Source organism: Dryocola sp. LX212, assembly GCA_041504365.1.
GTDB lineage: Bacteria > Pseudomonadota > Gammaproteobacteria > Enterobacterales > Enterobacteriaceae > Dryocola.
On the sequence record CP167917.1, the window covers coordinates 1,633,736 to 1,649,840 of the forward strand.

The 16,105-nt window shown below is 53.4% G+C and carries 13 protein-coding genes; 8 read left to right on the forward strand and 5 right to left on the reverse strand.

The features are described from left to right. The first annotated feature begins 118 nt into the window (after positions 1 to 118). The 6 genes from rlmKL to rmf all read left to right on the forward strand — a co-directional run bounded on the left by rlmKL (position 119) and on the right by rmf (position 8,052). Positions 119 to 2,236 (forward strand): bifunctional 23S rRNA (guanine(2069)-N(7))-methyltransferase RlmK/23S rRNA (guanine(2445)-N(2))-methyltransferase RlmL, encoded by a 2,118-nt coding sequence (gene rlmKL, locus ACA108_07795; GenBank protein XEX97396.1) that lies wholly within the window; start codon positions 119 to 121, stop codon positions 2,234 to 2,236. Between the two features lie 5 nt (positions 2,237 to 2,241). Next, the gene (locus tag ACA108_07800; protein XEX97397.1) at positions 2,242 to 4,149 is read left to right on the forward strand and encodes an ABC transporter ATP-binding protein; all 1,908 of its coding nucleotides are present in this window, start codon (positions 2,242 to 2,244) and stop codon (positions 4,147 to 4,149) included. A 16-nt stretch (positions 4,150 to 4,165) separates the two neighbouring features. Then, positions 4,166 to 5,434 carry a membrane integrity-associated transporter subunit PqiA gene (gene pqiA / locus ACA108_07805; GenBank protein ID XEX97398.1) on the forward strand — a complete coding sequence of 423 codons (1,269 nt, stop codon included), beginning with the start codon at positions 4,166 to 4,168 and terminating at the stop codon, positions 5,432 to 5,434. Beyond that, positions 5,424 to 7,064, forward strand: coding sequence for an intermembrane transport protein PqiB (gene pqiB / locus ACA108_07810; GenBank protein ID XEX97399.1), 1,641 nt, complete (start codon positions 5,424 to 5,426; stop codon positions 7,062 to 7,064). The genes pqiA and pqiB overlap by 11 nt, the downstream gene beginning before the upstream one ends. After that, positions 7,061 to 7,627 (forward strand): membrane integrity-associated transporter subunit PqiC, encoded by a 567-nt coding sequence (gene pqiC / locus ACA108_07815; protein XEX97400.1) that lies wholly within the window; start codon positions 7,061 to 7,063, stop codon positions 7,625 to 7,627. Before pqiB ends, pqiC begins: the two co-directional genes overlap by 4 nt. A gap of 257 nt (positions 7,628 to 7,884) precedes the next feature. Continuing rightward, a complete protein-coding gene (rmf, locus tag ACA108_07820) occupies positions 7,885 to 8,052 on the forward strand; it encodes a ribosome modulation factor (GenBank protein ID XEX97401.1) in 168 nt (55 codons plus the stop codon). A gap of 70 nt (positions 8,053 to 8,122) precedes the next feature. On the opposite strand, the gene fabA is transcribed toward rmf, so the two are convergent. Continuing rightward, complete coding sequence (fabA, locus tag ACA108_07825) at positions 8,123 to 8,641, reverse strand: bifunctional 3-hydroxydecanoyl-ACP dehydratase/trans-2-decenoyl-ACP isomerase (protein XEX97402.1); 519 nt, start codon at positions 8,639 to 8,641, stop codon at positions 8,123 to 8,125. Between the two features lie 68 nt (positions 8,642 to 8,709). Continuing rightward, positions 8,710 to 10,464, reverse strand: a complete 1,755-nt coding sequence (locus tag ACA108_07830) for an AAA family ATPase (GenBank protein XEX97403.1) — start codon at positions 10,462 to 10,464, stop codon at positions 8,710 to 8,712. A 173-nt stretch (positions 10,465 to 10,637) separates the two neighbouring features. On the opposite strand from ACA108_07830, the gene matP reads away from it, so the two are divergent. Further along, complete coding sequence (gene matP / locus ACA108_07835; protein ID XEX97404.1) at positions 10,638 to 11,090, forward strand: macrodomain Ter protein MatP; 453 nt, start codon at positions 10,638 to 10,640, stop codon at positions 11,088 to 11,090. Between the two features lie 89 nt (positions 11,091 to 11,179). Here the strand turns inward: matP and ompA are convergent, their stop codons facing one another. Both ompA and sulA read right to left on the reverse strand, forming a co-directional pair. Continuing rightward, positions 11,180 to 12,259, reverse strand: coding sequence for a porin OmpA (gene ompA / locus ACA108_07840; protein ID XEX97405.1), 1,080 nt, complete (start codon positions 12,257 to 12,259; stop codon positions 11,180 to 11,182). Positions 12,260 to 12,615: 356 nt separating this feature from the next. Next, positions 12,616 to 13,125: an SOS-induced cell division inhibitor SulA gene (gene sulA, locus ACA108_07845; protein XEX97406.1), complete on the reverse strand. Its 510-nt coding sequence runs from the start codon at positions 13,123 to 13,125 to the stop codon at positions 12,616 to 12,618. 218 nt (positions 13,126 to 13,343) lie between these two features. Between sulA and ACA108_07850 the strand changes: the two genes are divergently transcribed. Further along, positions 13,344 to 13,958 (forward strand): TfoX/Sxy family DNA transformation protein, encoded by a 615-nt coding sequence (locus ACA108_07850; GenBank protein XEX97407.1) that lies wholly within the window; start codon positions 13,344 to 13,346, stop codon positions 13,956 to 13,958. Here the strand turns inward: ACA108_07850 and yccS are convergent. Then, complete coding sequence (gene yccS, locus ACA108_07855) at positions 13,955 to 16,090, reverse strand: YccS family putative transporter (protein ID XEX97408.1); 2,136 nt, start codon at positions 16,088 to 16,090, stop codon at positions 13,955 to 13,957. The two genes, ACA108_07850 and yccS, sit on opposite strands and share 4 nt — an antisense overlap. Positions 16,091 to 16,105 lie beyond the last annotated feature (15 nt).

The window sequence follows — 16,105 nt, forward strand, 5'->3', positions numbered from 1 at the left end:
GCTAATCACGAAAGCCTCCATGCGGGGATCTACAATAAAGAAGGGCAACTTTATGACATGCGGTGCGGATTAGCTATAATGCGCCACTATTTTCTTTTTCTGACCAATAAGTGACGATATGAATTCTCTGTTTGCCAGTACGGCGCGTGGGCTCGAAGAGCTGTTAAAAACTGAACTGGAAGGCCTCGGCGCGCAGGGCTGCCAGGTAGTTCAGGGCGGCGTACATTACCAGGGGGACGATCGTCTGGTCTACCAGAGCCTGATGTGGAGCCGCCTGGCGTCCCGCATCCTGCTGCCGCTGAGCGAATGTAAGGTTTACAGCGACCTGGATTTATACCTGGGCGTGCAGGTGATCGACTGGCCCTCTATTTTTGGCCCAGACGCGACCTTTGCCGTCCACTTCAGCGGCCTGAACGAAACTATTCGTAACAGCCAGTACGGCGCGCTAAAGGTAAAAGATGCGATCGTTGACTCCTTTACCCGTAAAAATTTGCCGCGTCCGAACGTCGACCGCGAACAGCCGGATCTGCGAATCAACGTCTGGCTGAATAAAGACACTGCCAGCATTGCGCTGGATTTAAGCGGCGAAGGCCTGCACCAGCGCGGCTACCGTGACGCCACCGGTGCGGCACCTATAAAAGAAACGTTGGCCTCGGCTATCGTGATGCGTTCTGGCTGGGTGCAGGGCACCCCGCTGCTGGATCCTATGTGCGGTTCAGGCACGCTGCTGATTGAAGCAGCGATGATAGCCACCGACCGCGCGCCGGGCCTGCACCGTAAACACTGGGGCTTCCTGGGCTGGGCAAAACACGATGTTGAGCTGTGGAAAGAAGTGACGACCGAAGCGCAGGTCCGCGCTCGCAAAGGGCTTGGTGACTACGCCTCTCGCTTTTTTGGCTCAGATAATGATTCCCGCGTCATTGAGCGCGCTCGCGCAAACGCCCGCCGTGCCGGGCTTGCCGATCTCATCAGTTTTGAAGTCAAAGACGTTGCCAAACTGACTAATCCGCTGCCGGAAGGCCCCACGGGTACCGTAGTCAGCAACCCGCCGTACGGCGAGCGGCTGGACAGCGAACCTGCACTGATTGCGCTGCATAGCCTGCTGGGTCGCAACATGAAAGCACACTTTGGCGGCTGGAACCTTTCTTTGTTCAGCGCATCTCCAGAGCTGCTGAGCTGCCTCCAGCTGCGCGCTGACCGCCAGTTCAAGGCGAAAAATGGCCCGCTGGACTGCGTCCAGAAAAACTATCAGCTGGGCGAGAATACCTCCGGCGCGGTTAGCAGCGGTTTGGCAGAAGACTACGCCAACCGCCTGCGCAAAAACATCAAGAAGCTCGATAAGTGGGCGCGCCAGGAGGGCATAGAATGCTATCGCGTTTATGATGCGGATTTGCCAGACTACAACGTCGCCGTAGACCGCTATGGCGACTGGGTTGTGGTGCAGGAATACGCGCCGCCTAAAACTGTTGATGCCAATAAAGCTCGCCAGCGTCTGTTTGACGTTATTGCGGCTACTCTGTCCGTGCTGGAACTGCCCTCTAACCGTCTGATCCTCAAAACTCGCGAACGCCAGAAAGGCAAGAGCCAGTATCAGAAAATGGGCGAGAAGGGCGACTTCATGGAAGTCGGCGAATACAACGCGCGTCTGTGGGTCAACCTCACCGATTACCTGGATACCGGCCTGTTCCTTGATCACCGTATTGCCCGCCATATGCTGGGCAAAATGAGCAAGGGCAAAGACTTCCTCAATCTGTTTGCCTATACCGGCAGCGCCACGGTGCATGCGGGCCTGGGCGGGGCGAAAACCACAACCACGGTGGATATGTCCCGTACGTATCTGGAGTGGGCTGAACGCAACCTGCGCCTTAACGGGCTGACCGGTCGCGATCACCGCCTGATTCAGGCCGACTGCCTGGGCTGGCTTGCTGAAACCGACGAACAGTTCGACCTGATCTTTATCGATCCGCCGACGTTCTCTAACTCAAAACGCATGGAAGAGTCTTTTGACGTGCAGCGCGATCACATCGATCTGATGCGCGATCTCAAGCGCCTGCTGCGTCGCGGTGGCACTATCATGTTCTCCAACAACAAACGTGGCTTCAAAATGGACTTTGACGGGCTTGCAAAATTGGGTCTGGAAGCACAGGAAATTACTCAGAAAACCCTGTCGCAGGACTTCGCCCGTAATCGCCAGATTCATAACTGCTGGCTTGTTACCCATCAGGCCAAGGATTAATTTTAATGTCATTAATTAGTATGCACGGTGCCTGGCTGTCGTTTAGCGACGCGCCGCTGTTAGATAACACAGAACTGCACATCGAAGAAAACGAACGCGTTTGTCTGGTAGGCCGTAACGGCGCCGGTAAATCGACGCTGATGAAAATTCTTAACCGCGAGGTGCCGCTGGACGATGGCCGCATGGTGTACGAACAGGATCTGATTGTTGCACGCCTGCAACAGGATCCGCCGCGTAACGTTGCGGGCACCGTTTATGATTTCGTTGCTGAAGGGGTGGAAGAGCAGGCTGAATATCTGAAGGCCTATCATGATATCTCGCACAAGGTCATGACCGATCCTAGCGACAAGAACCTTAACGAAATGGCGCGTATTCAGGAGATTCTGGATCACCAGAACCTCTGGCAGCTGGACAGCCGTATTAACGAAGTGCTCGAACAGCTGGGCCTGGATGCGGACACCGAGCTGTCTGCACTTTCCGGTGGCTGGCTGCGTAAAGCGGCGCTGGGCCGTGCGCTGGTCAGTTCGCCTCGCGTTCTGCTGCTGGATGAGCCTACGAACCACCTGGACATCGAAACCATCGACTGGCTGGAAGGCTTCCTGAAAGAGTTCCAGGGCAGCATTATTTTCATCTCCCACGACCGTTCGTTTATCCGCAATATGGCAACGCGTATTGTCGATCTGGATCGCGGCAAGCTGGTTTCTTATCCTGGCGACTACGACCAGTACCTGCTGGCGAAAGAGGAAGCGCTGCGCGTGGAAGATCTGCAAAATGCAGAGTTCGACCGCAAGCTTGCCCAGGAAGAAGTGTGGATCCGTCAGGGCATCAAAGCGCGCCGCACGCGTAACGAAGGCCGTGTTCGTGCGCTGAAAGCCATGCGCCGTGAGCGCGGCGAGCGCCGTGAAGTGTTGGGCAGCGCCAAAATGCAGGTCGAAGAAGCGGCCCGTTCAGGCAAGATCGTCTTTGAAATGGAAGATGTTTGCTACCAGGTGGCTGGTAAGGTGCTGGTTAAAGATTTCTCCGCCCAGGTACAGCGCAGCGATAAAATTGCGCTGGTTGGCCCGAACGGCTGCGGCAAAACCACCCTGCTGAAGCTGATGCTCAGCCAGCTGGAAGCCGACAGCGGCCGTGTGCATTGCGGAACGAAGCTGGAAGTCGCTTACTTTGACCAGCACCGCGCCGAGCTTGACCCGGATCGCACCGTAATGGATAACCTGGCCGAAGGTAAACAGGAAGTGATGGTGAACGGCAAGCCGCGCCACGTTCTTGGCTATCTGCAGGACTTCCTGTTCCACCCTAAGCGCGCCATGACACCGGTGCGAGCTTTGTCCGGCGGGGAGCGTAACCGCCTGTTATTAGCGAGATTATTCCTAAAGCCAAGCAATCTGCTGATCCTCGATGAACCGACGAACGACCTGGATGTCGAAACGCTCGAATTGCTTGAGGAGCTGATCGACGGCTACCAGGGCACCGTGATGCTGGTGAGCCACGACCGTCAGTTCGTAGATAACACCGTGACCGAATGCTGGATCTTCGAAGGTGAAGGGCGCATCGGCCGCTACGTCGGCGGCTATCACGATGCGAAAGGGCAGCAGGGCTCGGCTCGATCTTTGCGTGAGCCCACTCAGGATAAGCAACAAAAGAGCGAGCCTGCAAAGTCTGATGCTGTAAAACGCAGCAATAGCAAACTAAGCTATAACCTGCAGCGTGAACTGGAGCAGCTACCTCAACGTCTCGAACAACTTGAGACGGAGCTGGGCGAGCTGCAGGCGAAAGTCGGTGACCCCGAGTTCTTTAACCAATCGCATGACGCAACGCAAAAAGTTTTGAGCGAACTGGCCACGGCAGAGAAAGCACTGGAAGACGCTTTTGAACGCTGGGAGTACCTCGAGTCTCTGAAAAACGGCGCGTAAATTAAGGAGACCCAATATGTGTGCCACGCATCATCCGAGTTCGCACATATTGTGTTCACAGTGTGACTTACTGGTAGCACTGCCAGCATTGCAGGAGGGCCACAAGGCCGCCTGCCCACGTTGTGGCACAACGCTTGTCACCCAATGGGAATCTCCGCGACAGCGGCCTACCGCCTATGCCATCGCAGCGCTCTTTATGTTGCTGCTGGCTAATCTGTTCCCTTTCATCAATATGAAGGTCGCGGGCATTACCAGCGAAGTGACGCTGCTGGAAATCCCCGGCGTGATGTTCTCCGAGGATTATTCCAGCCTCGGCGCCTTCTTTATGCTGTTTGTGCAGGCCGTTCCAACCCTCTGCCTGCTTTCTATTCTGCTGCTGGTTAACCAGGTTATTTTGCCAGACCGCCTCAAGCGTGCTCTGGCGCGTCTGCTGTTCCAGCTGAAATCCTGGGGAATGGCGGAGATCTTCCTGGCCGGCGTGCTGGTCAGCTTCGTTAAGCTGATGGCCTATGGTGATATAGGCGTTGGCAGCAGCTTCCTTCCGTGGTGTCTTTTCTGCCTGCTGCAGCTACGTGCGTTTCAGTGCGTTGACAGACGCTGGCTTTGGGACGATATCGCTCCGATGCCGGTCATTGACCAGCCGCTGAAACCAGGCGTAGCAGGCATTAACCAGGGCCTGCGCTCGTGCCCATGCTGTACCGCCATCGTGCCAGCTGACCAGCTAATATGCCCCCGTTGCGAAACCAAAGGCTACATCAGAAAGCGTCATAGCCTGCAGTGGACCATCGCATTGTTGCTCACTTCGATTATGCTGTATCTCCCGGCGAACCTGCTGCCGATCATGGTTACGGAACTGCTGGGAAGCAAGTATCCCTCCACCATTCTGGCAGGGGTTATCCTGCTGTGGAATGAAGGTTCGTTCCCGGTGGCGATGGTCATTTTCATCGCCAGTATCATGGTGCCAACACTGAAAATGCTGGCTATTGCCTGGCTATGCTGGGACGCCAAAGGCCACGGCGATCGTGACAGCGAACGCATGCACATGATTTATGAAGTTGTGGAATTTGTAGGCCGCTGGTCAATGATAGATGTCTTTGTCATTGCGGTGCTCTCAGCTCTCGTCAGGATGGGCGCACTGATGAATATCTATCCGGCTATCGGCGCCATTATGTTTGCGTTTGTGGTTATTATGACAATGTTTGCTGCGATGACCTTTGACCCTCGCTTGTCATGGGATCGCGCATCAGATTCAACCCATGAGGAGTCGTCTGAGCATGGAAAATAAAAGCGGGGAAGCAAAAGTACAAAAGGTGAAAAACTGGTCGCCGGTGTGGATCTTCCCCATTGTGACCGCGCTGATTGGCGCATGGATCCTGTTTTATCACTACAGCCATCAGGGACCGGAAGTGACGCTGGTTACGACCAGCGCGGAAGGCATTGAGGCGGGTAAAACCACCATCAAAAGCCGCAGCGTGGATGTCGGCGTCGTGGAAAGCGCCGTGCTTTCTGATGACCTGCTACACGTTCAGATTACCGCTCGTCTCAATTCCGGAATGGAAAAACTGCTGCATAAGGACTCGGTGTTCTGGGTTGTTAAGCCGCAGGTAGGGCGCGGCGGCGTCTCCGGACTGAGCACTCTGCTGTCCGGTGCATATATAGAGCTGCAGCCGGGCACAAAAGGACCGCGGCCGGAGCGCTACGATCTGCTTGATTCGCCACCGCTGGCCTCGCCTGATGCCAAAGGTATTCGGGTTATTCTCGACAGTAACAAAGCGGGCCAGCTTTCTCCTGGCGATCCGGTACTGTTCCGCGGCTATCGCGTGGGATCTGTTGAAACGAGCACCTTCGATCCGACCAAGCGCAGTATCCGCTATCAGCTGTTCATTAGCGCGCCGAACGATCGTCTGGTCACCAATAACGTCCGCTTCTGGAAAGACAGCGGCGTGGCGGTCGATCTCTCTTCCCAGGGGATGCGCGTTGAGATGGGCTCCCTGACTACGCTGTTCAGCGGTGGGGTGAGCTTTGACGTGCCGGACTCGCTGGAAACGGGCGAACCGGTGCAGACGGGCAGTGAATTCAAACTCTTTGACGATCAGAAAAGCATTTCGGATTCGCTCTATACCGAGCATATTGACTACCTGATGTTCTTCAAAGATTCCGTGCGTGGCCTGCAGCCTGGCGCACCGGTTGAATTCCGCGGTATTCGCCTGGGTACTGTTGCGCGCGTGCCGTTCTTCACGCCGGGCATGCGTCAGAAACTCAATGATGACTTCCGTATCCCGATTCTGATCCGCATTGAGCCGGAGCGCCTGCAGAATATTGTCGGCTCTGAAATGGATGTTAAAAATAGCCTGCAAAGCCTGCTGCAGCGCGGATTGCGAGCCTCGCTTAAAACCGGCAATCTGCTTACGGGCGCGCTTTATGTCGATCTGGACTTCTATCCGAAAGCAGATCCGATTAAAGACATGAAGAGTTTCGGTGGTTATCCAATCATTCCTACGATGAGCGGTGGCCTTGCGCAAATTCAGCAGAGCCTGCTGCAGACGCTGGACAAGATTAATAATCTGCCGCTGAATCCGATGATCGAACAGTCGACCAAATCGCTTGCCGAAACCCAGCGGACGATGCAGCGCCTGCAGGTGACCATCGATAGCATGAACAAGCTGATGGCCAACAAGGCAACGCAGTCTCTGCCGGAAAACATGCAGGCCACGCTCCGCGAGCTGAACCGCAGCATGCAGGGCTTCCAGCCTGGCTCCGCCGCTTACAATAAGATGGTAGGGGATATGCAGCGCCTCGATCAGGTTCTGCGCGAGCTACAGCCGGTGCTGCGAACCCTGAACGATAAGAGCAATTCGCTGATCTTTGAAGCGAAGGATAAAAAAGATCCCCAGCCGAAGAGGGCTAAAGAATGAAAAAGTGGCTAACGCTATGTGCGGTAATGGCGCTGAGTGCCTGCAGCAGCAGCGATGATGGTAAAACGTACTATCAGCTCCCTCAAAGTTCTAAGCCTGCTATGCAGGCTGTGAGTCAGCCTGGCACCCATCTGTTATGGGTGGAGCAGGTTTCTGTTCCTGATTACCTCGCCGGCAACGGCGTGGTTTACCAGACCAGCGAGGTGAAATACGTTATTGCTACCAGCAATCTGTGGGCCAGCCCGTTGGACCAGCAGCTGCGTTCCACGCTGGTCAGCAATCTGGGCAGCGCGTTGCCGGGCTGGGTAGTGGCTTCGCAACCGCTGGGTTACGATCAGGATACTCTGAATATTAACGTCACCGGATTCCATGGGCGCTACGACGGTAAGGTAGTGGTCAGCGGCGAGTGGCTGCTTAATCATCAGGGACAGCTCATCAAAAAGCCCTTCCACATTGAGATGAAACAGCAGGATGATGGCTACGACGCGATGGTGAAAACGCTTGCTCAGGCCTGGCAGCAGGAGGCTCAGAGCATTGCAAGCGAGCTTTCGCGGCTGAATTAATTCATCTGTACCGCACAAAAAAGCTGCGTACTTTATCCTTTGGGTAAAGCGCAGCTTTTCTTTTGGCTTGAATTCTTTACCTGTGCGAACTCACAGTTTTTGTACAAATGATATCCCGCGTAGCTCACAAATATGACGTTGGCGTGAATTTTGCGCATTGACGGAAGAGAAGTTTGCGGGTATTCGTTAGATGTGATTGCACGTTTCGTAATCACTGTTTTCTTTCCACCAGACTAAAGTAATGAGGGAAACGAGGCATGAAGAGACAAAAACGAGATCGCCTGGAACGGGCTCATCAACGTGGTTATCAAGCAGGTATCGCAGGACGTTCCAAAGAGTTATGTCCTTACCAGACACTAAATCAGAGGTCGTACTGGATGGGAGGCTGGCGAGAAGCCATGGAGGACAGGGCGGTTACCGCGTAATCACTGTCTCTTTAGAAAAGAAACCTCCGCTCTGCGGAGGTTTCACGTTTTTGGGGATGTTACAACGGAATCAGAAAGCAGTGGTGTCTTTGAACAGGCCTACTTTCATGTCGGTTGCGGTATAAATCACGCGGCCATCAACCAGCACTTCACCATCCGCCATGCCCATGATCAGGCGACGATTAATAACGCGTTTAAAGTGAATACGGTAGGTCACTTTCTTAGCTGTCGGCAGGATCTGGCCCTGAAGCTTAACTTCACCCACGCCCAGCGCACGGCCTTTACCTTCGCCGCCCAACCAGCCGAGGTAGAACCCTACCAGCTGCCACATTGCGTCCAGACCCAGACAGCCCGGCATTACCGGATCGCCAATAAAGTGGCAAGCAAAGAACCACTGGTCGGGGGTGATATCCAGTTCTGCTTCAACGTAACCTTTATCGAAGTTACCGCCGTCTTCGGTCATCTTGACCACGCGGTCCATCATCAGCATTGGTGGCGCAGGTAACCGTGGGCCTTCAGCACCAAACAGTTCGCCGCGACCAGAGGCAAGAAGGTCTTCTTTCGTATAGGATTCGCGTTTATCTACCATGTCTACAGTAAGCCTTATTATAAAGAAGCACGCAGGTTAGCTAACACGTGTACGCTCAACAAGTCCGATCAGTTGTGGTTGAACCAGTTGAGCCAACGCAGTGGCCAGGGGTAGCGGTGCCGAATGTCCTGAGCGGAGGCCTGAGCGATGCGCTCCTGGACCGCACGCATCAGCGTATTTTGTCCTTCACCATCCCATGGCATATTCGTTAATAAGGGTAGCGCATCAGCGACTTCATCGATGGCCCAAATTGTGAATTGTCCTTTTTCAACCGCATCCAGAACGTCCTGATGCAGGCAGAGATGGCGCACGTTAGAGACTGGGATAATCACACCCTGCTGTCCGGTTAGCTCTCTTTGCTGGCAGATGCGGAAGAAGCCTTCAATCTTTTCGTTTAGCCCGCCAACAGGCTGCACGCGGCCAAACTGATCGACTGAACCCGTCACGGCGATATGCTGATAAATCGGCACGTTAGACAGGGCGCTGATCAGCGCGCAAAGCTCAGCCATGGACGCACTGTCCCCGTCGACCTCGCTGTAGGACTGCTCGAAGGTAATAGAGGCCGAGAAGGGGATCTGCTGTTCAAGCTGAAGTTCAGACATCAAAAATGCCTGCATGATCATCATGCCTTTGGCGTGAATGTTGCCACCTAATTCAGCTTTACGCTCAACGTCCGTAAACTCACCGTCGCCTACATGCACAACACAGCTGATGCGAGAAGGTTCACCGAAAGCTCGGGGATGGCCCGGGAACTCAATCACCGACAGCGCGTTGATTTGGCCGACCATTTCCCCTTCGGTTTCGATAAGGATTTGCTCAAGCAGAATTTCGTCCTGCATGCGTTCCGCCAGGAAACCTTCACGCCATTCACGCTGAAGCAGCATTTGGGCGAATTGCTCGCCGCTGAAGGTTTCACCTTCGGAAAATGCCGCCACTTCACGTAGCTGACGAGTGAGCCAGAGAGGACTCAACGGGAGCGTTTCTTGATCGCCGCTGTAACGCACAGCTTCACGGATCAGGACTGTCCAGGCATCTTCACCAGGTGAGGGGAGCTGCTTAGTCTGTGCGGTGGCATGGATCCACTGACGCCATAAAAGGATTTCTTCCGCAGAGTTAACCTGCAGGTTCTCTTCAAATTCGCTGTAAATTGCCTGCTCAGCCAGCTCTGGCTCCATATCCTGAAAATCAGCCAGAGATTCGCGCTCGCCTACGAGAATCAGCTTAAGTTCCAGAGGCAAAGAAGGAATGCTCACCGGCAGCGGACGCGTTTCATCGGGAGAAATCCAGTCAAAACGCTTCTGCGTCACCATTTGCTTCAGGCGTAACCAAAGCAGGGGCTGTGCCAGGACGCTACGTAAGGACAGCACCAGCACACCGCCATTTGCACGGTGGATAAGTCCTGGCGTGAGGCTAATTTCGCCGCTGAACTGGCGTACACAGCCAAACAGCTGCTCGGCTTCAATCCAGTCGGCAGCGACTACGTCGCCCGTGCCTGCAAAACTGTTTTCAACTGTCTGTGCTGGACACAGCGTGATGCGGCTACCTTCAATCACATAGTGACCGCCGGTGAGCGTCTCAGCCGTCTGCCAGACTTCACGGGTCGCCGCGGCAATAAGGTTAAGGTACTCGGACTCTTCAGCAGCTTTTACCAGCATCAGATCAGCCGAGGCTACCGGTTGGCTCAGCTGTTGCAGGCCATAAAACAGGCGTGATTGGACAGCGGAGAAGGGAGCAGAGTCGGTGTCATAAGGCTGCGCAAACAGTTCCTGATAACTCTCGGTATCGGGAACAAGCGCACGCCATTCAAGTCGATTAGTCGTCAAAGTCGCTATTTATTAATTAGATGTAAAGGCGCGATTATACAAGAATAGGGAGGACAGCACACGGTTAATGCAGAGAACAAGTTTATACGGCTCACAGCTTTCATTTTTCAGGTGAGCGAAAGCGGAAAAAACTGTTATCCTGAAGTAAGTTACACGGTCACACTGAGATCGCGATGAAATATCAACAGTTAGAAAATCTCGAGAGCGGCTGGAAGTGGAAGTATCTGGTTAAGAAACACCGGGAGGGTGAACTCATCACCCGCTATATCGAAGCCAGTGCGGCACAAGAAGCCGTTGACGCGTTGCTCAGCCTGGAAAATGAACCTGTACAGGTACTGGGCTGGATTGAGCAGCACATGAATCCTGTGCTTCATAATCGCATGAAGCAGACGATTCGTGCCCGCCGTAAGCGTCACTTCAATGCGGAACACCAGCATACACGCAAGAAATCTATCGATCTGGAATATCTGGTCTGGCAGCGACTTGCGGGGCTTGCACATCGGCGCGGCTGTACGCTTTCAGAAACTATTGTGCAACTGATTGAAGATGCCGAGCGTAAAGAGAAGTACGCAAGCCAAATGTCGAATCTGAAACAGGATCTGCAGGCCTTACTCGGTAAAGAGTAGGGCTAAATTGCCCTCCCGGCCGCTTTTCCGTTGGTAGATTTCAGACAATAAAAAACCCCGCCAAGGCGGGGTTTTTTTAGAACGGTAACTTATGCCGCAGGCTGAGTTACAACGTCTTTGATACCTTTAACTTCGATCTCAACGCGACGATCTGGGGCCAGGCAATCAATCAGTTTAGATTTAGGCGCTACGTTATCACAGGTGTTGCCAGTAACTGGGTTAGATTCGCCCATACCACGTGGGGAGATCTTGTTAGCTGGGATACCTTTAGAGATCAGGTAATCAACAACAGACTGTGCACGTTTGTCAGACAGTTTCTGGTTGTACTGGTCGGAACCGATACGGTCGGTGAAGCCCAGAACGACAACAGAACCATCTTTCGGATCCAGGTTGCTCAGCTGGGTGTACAGCTGATCCAGTGCCTGTTGACCTTCCGGCTTCAGCGTTGCTTTGTTGAAGTTGAACAGAACGTCAGACTTCAGAGTGAAGTGCTTGGTCTGTACTTCTGGCGCTGGAGCTGGAGCTGGAGCTACAACTGGTGCGTTATCTTCCTGACCGAAACGGTAAGAAACACCTACGCTCAGCATACCGTTGTCTGGACGAGTCCCAACGGTTTGTGCATCACCAATGTTGTTAACCCACTGGTATTCCAGACGGGTAGCGATGTCACGAGTAACAGCCCACTCAACACCACCAGCGAATACTGGAGAAACACCAGTATCGTGGTCTTTCAGACGACCGCCAGCACCGTTGTTATATGCTGCTTTGGAGTCTGCACGCCAAACCATACCACCCAGACGAGTGTATACGTCCAGATCGTCCATTACTGGGTAGCTCAGTTTAGCAGTCAGCTGAACGCCTTGTGCTTTGAAAGCGCCGTTGTTTACGTCGCCTTTATATGGCATACGACCTAACCAGTCGTAACCCATTTCAAAACCAACGTATGGGTTAACCTGATAACCACCGAAGGCACCAGCACCCAGTTGGCTTTCGTGGGTAGGACCGTTGCCGATGCCGCCCTGGTAACCATTACCGTAGAAACCGGTGTCATGGAACTGAGACCAGCCCAGTTTACCACCAGCATACCAGGTGTTATCTTTTGGAGCGGCCTGCGCTACGGTAGCGAAGCCAGCCAGTGCCACTGCAATCGCGATAGCTGTCTTTTTCATTTTTTGCGCCTCATTATCATCCAAATAGGCCATGAGCCTTAAATCTTAAAGCCCAGGGTTTTAATCCTTCGCCCGGGTTCACGCTCAATTGTTACTCTACCGATCAATCGGTGTTATGAAGAGCAACCCTGGCGAGCTAAAGTCTACAACGTAGTTGAAAACTTACAAGTGTGAACTCGGTCAGGCATATGAAAAAAAACGACTTGCGTACACATTTGCTAACAAACATGACTGTAATGTGAACGCGAATTTTGGGCGGGAATCCCGCCAGAAGCGGCTTGCGAAGGGGATTCGCGAATAAACACAGCGTGTTATCCGAATGACATAAAAAGTCCCAAGATTTTTCTTAAATTTACTTAATGATACAAACTAGAATGAATTTTTAGCTCGCTTCGTGGTCTGTTTGCAGATCCACTGCTTCGCTTAGGCCGCATAATGAGCCCGATCGCGTTACCTTTTTCTGCTGCATCAGCAAGTCGAAAATGTTCTTCATCGGTAATTTCGTCCGATAACCAACCGATAACAACGCTGTAATTTCCAGTCTCTAATGCTTTTACCATAGCATCAACGGTGAAAAGTGCATCCAGCTGGCTCACCTGCATGACTTTTGCCAGCGGCAGCCCGGAAGCCTCAACCCACTGACGGCTTAATTTCTGTTTTGGCGTGAGCCAAAGCTGCCAGCGTGACTGTTGGCTGAGCTGCTGAAGAAGCGGTAACAGCAGAAGCTGCGTCATCCATGGCTGGTCCTCGCTGTAGACCACTTCACTAATCAATCCTCTGACCTCATGGTCTGCCTGAGAAGCGGCAGGGGAGAGCGCTTTGGCCGCGCGTTGAGCAAGTTCAGTTCGGTAGTTGAATGTGTGCATAGTGAGTCCCGCCTGGTGGATTACTGTATGCATATACAGTAATGCCTGTGCGGGTAAAGATCAATCAAAATTTCGGAAGACATCTCGCAAAATCTTCACGTACTTTGCTCATTTGTTAAATTGCTATTGCAGCCTGCTGCCAGGTTACTTATTTTCCTGTTACGGGAAGGGGTAACGAAGCCAGTAAAATTTAATTCATGATAATTAAGGACATATTCATGAGAGTGAAGTCATATGTGCGAATACATCAATCCAGAGAATGCCTCTCAGCGCTGGGGGAAATCGATTATCGCTCCCAGTTCGGTGGATACAGTCTGGCAGTAGAAGATGTGGTCTTTGCTATGGTCTCAGAGGGCGAACTGTACCTCCGGGCTTGTGAAGAGTGCGAAAGCTACTTCGTGAAAAAAGCCTCGCCTCCCCTCATCTTCAGTAAGCGTGGTCGTCCTATTGCCCTGAGCTACTACCGCGTTGATGAAGAGCTCTGGAAAGATTCCAAACAACTTTTGTACCTTTCCTCACATGCACTCAGAAGCGCACGCCGTGAACGTTCGGGTCGAAAGGTTCAGCTGCGTCTGAAAGATTTGCCTAACCTGACTGCCAATCTGGAAATCATGCTCTGGGAAGCAGGGATCAGGGACATCCACACCCTGTATGCTTACGGCGCGAGACGCAGCTGGATAAAGCTGCGCACCGTTAAAAAATGCGTTGGCCTTAAGATTCTGCTGGCGCTGGCAGGTGCGATATCCGGTACGCATGAAGCCGCTCTCCCGGCGAGGGTACGCCAGGAGCTGGCTGACTGGTACAAACAATATGAGCAGCGAAAACGCCGTTAAACAGCCTCCTGTAAAATGTGCTGCTGGAGGCAAGAAATTTCCGGCAGCAAGGCGACAAGCAGGCCAATCTGTTGCAGGACCAGAGGCTCCTTCGTCTCCGGAGAGGCGTCGATTTGCGCAATTCGTTCTGAAAGGCTGCTTAACGCCTGCTGTACACGCTCTTCGTCCGCAGGCAAATGATGAAGAGCGTCGTCCACATAGCAAACGGCATCGTCAAGCAGGAGCAGGATTTGTGCATTGCTGAGTTTCTCACGATGCGCACCCAGCGCTGAAATATAGCTGTTAAAGGTATGGTTCAGACACAGCAGGCGGAATGCCGTCTCCCGCATTTCTGGCGGTACACGGGGCTCTGAAGACATATTTGACACCACGGAGGCTAAATCCGCATCGCGATTATGTGCATCCCGGCGCGCGATGCGGTATTCGAGGCGGTTGTCCCTCCCCTGATGGTATTGCTCAAGGATGGCATCCAGGTATCGGCAATTCGCATTGAACGCTCGTTCCACTACCAGCGGCAGGCGGCGGAAACGCCAGTCGGGCCAGATAAAACTGACTGCGGCCCATGCGATACCACAGCCTAAAAGCGTATCAATAACGCGAGGCAACGCCACCTCGAAGCCTTCCCCTAGCAGATTAAAGCACAGCAGAACCAGAAGCGTAATGAACATCGTTGCATGCGCGTACTGAACATTACGGAAGGCAAAGAACAGTACGCCGGTAATCACGATAAGGATCAGCTGGCCTTCCAGCGAAGGAACAAAGAACAAGATCGGCAGACCGAGTGCTACGCCGATAAGCGTACCCACGATACGCAATGCCAGGCGTCGGCGCGTGGCGCTGTAGTTGGGCTGACACACAAAAAGGCTGGTCAGCAGTATCCAGTATCCATGCTGCAGGCCGGTAAACTGAATGAACGCATAGCCGACGCAAAGCACGGTAGACATGCGCACAGCATGGCGGAACAGGGCTGATTCAGGTGTCAGGTTTCGGGCCAGTCGCTGCCAGATATCTCCAAAGCCCGTCAGCCTGTCATCGGCTAGCCGGGTTTCCATTTCATTAATTGGGGCTGCCAGCGCCTGTTCAGATTCAATCGTCGCCAGCTGCGCATCGATGGCGCGCAGGTTATTCAACAGGAAACCGAGCGCCTTTCTTTCACTTCCCGTCGGGTCTGCTGCGTTGACGCGCTCGATAGCTGCCTCGAGATGAGTAAATGCGCGTTCAAAACTTGCGTCATGCTGGTAGGGCATACGCAGCAAAATCGAGCGCGAAAGCTGCTGACAGGCATGGGACTGCATGGTAAGCAGCCGCTGGAAGCGGAACATGATATCGCTGTAACGAAACTTATCCCGCAATGCCTGGTACTGAATATGTGAAGAGCTTGCGCGTTCGTGGATGTCCTGTGCGACGAAATAGTAATGTAGTGTACGCCGGGTGCCTCGTTGCCCCCGATCGCCCCGCAAACGTGTCAGCAGAGAGGCCTTGGTCTGATTAAGCGTGGTGACCAGCTGGCTGTTTGCCATCGCCAGTTTCAGCATCGGCGCCTGGCTTTCATCCTCTATATCAGGATCGAAAAGCGTGGCTTTAACATCCAGAAACTGGGCCAGATGATCGTAGCAGCGGGCCAGATTGTCCTGTAACGGGCGTATCGGAAAGATCAAATGCCCGGCAAGGGTGAGGAGGTTATACCAGACGGCACCGGTGAGCAGCAGCAGGGGTTGCTGATACCAATGGCCATATAAAGAGATGCCGAGCATGGTATAGATGGCAATCAGCAGTGCGCCAAAAGCGATAGTGGCGTAGCGCTGTCCCAGACCGCCAAGCAGAATAAAGCCGCTGGTGGAAATCATTAACCCAAGAGCAAACAGCCACGGCCATGGATAGAGAAGCTCTACAGATGCGGAGGCAATAAAAAAACTGACCAGGGTGATGACCAGATTACGCAGCCGGCCTGTAAGACGATCGTCCAGATCGGCTAAGGCTGCAGCAACCACCCCGAGCGTGAGCGGAATGGTTAGCTTCACCTCTCCGAGCCACCAGGGCAGGGCCGCCGTACCGGTTAGCGCAATAAATATGCGTAAGTTATACAGCCAGGCGCTGTTCCAGGTATAGCGGCGCAGTAAAGGACTAAGCATCAGAAGCCATTTCCC